Here is a 1,027-nt window from a genome sequence, read left to right on the forward strand (position 1 = left end):
CGGTGCCGTGGGCCCTCAGCAGGTGCGCGGCAGCCTTAGCCGTGTCGCCGCCCACGGCGAGCGCCCCCGTCACCGACGGCAGCAGGGCCCCGAACGCGGAGCGGGAACGGCCGCACAGCCCCTCGGCGGCGTCGATCAGATGCGGCAACGCCACGGGAGCGCCGGTCTCGATGGCCGTCGCGAGGAGGGCGCAGGCCCCCGCGATGTCGCCGCGTTCGCGAAGGAGATCCACGACGCGCTCGGTCTCGCTGGCGTGCTCGCGGCAGGTGAGCAGCCGTTCGGCGAGCTCGGGAGTCCACGGCCGGCCGGCGGCGACCAGGTTGCCGACGGCCACGGCGACGATCCCGGGATCGTCGTGGCCGAGCGCCTCCTGCGACGCCTTCACGGCCGCCTGTTCGTCGAGGTTGAACAGGGCGCGGAGGATCCCCCGGTCGGGCGTCGCCGTCCAGACGTCCAGGAGGACGGGGAGGATCGCGTCACCGCCGCTGGAGAAGAGGTGTCCGGCGGCTTGGAGAACGTTCCCCCGATCGTCCTCGTTCCAGGTGGCCATCGTGCGGAGCAGGCGCGTGAACGCGAGGACGGCGGCGGCGTGGGTCTCGCGTTCCCCGTCGTCACGTCGCCGGTGCGCCGCCTGCGCGACGTCCGCGATCACCCAGGACAGGACGGCGCGCCGGAACCCGGCCTCGGCCAGCCTCGCCACGTAGGGCAGTGCGGGCGCGGCGCACGCGGGGACCTGGCCGCTGCGCACGAGGGGCGTGGACGGCCGCTCCAGCCACAGAAACCTCATCACGGCCCAGGGGTCCTGCTCGGGTTTGCGCTGGGCTCTGAGCCAGCCGACGGCCTGATCACGTTCGGCGGCGTCCACGCCGGGCCAGTCGTCCTCTTCGAGCCCGCCCAGCGGGTTCGTGGGGAAGGGCCGGGTGAGGATCTCCCGGGCGGCGGATCGCAGCCGGCGGTCGGCGGCGATGGAACGGCCGGTGCGGCGCTCGGCGTGGGCGTGGGTGTGGAGCCGGGCCAGCCGCCGGGG

1 protein-coding gene is annotated in these 1,027 nt (G+C 75.0%); it reads right to left on the reverse strand.

All coding sequences use genetic code 11. The features are described 5' to 3' along the window. Positions 1-1,027, reverse strand: a 1,027-nt coding sequence (locus tag ACYVE7_RS34575; RefSeq protein ID WP_460370850.1) for a hypothetical protein, incomplete at both ends; no start/stop codon positions are given.

The organism is Actinocorallia lasiicapitis, from assembly GCF_054778695.1.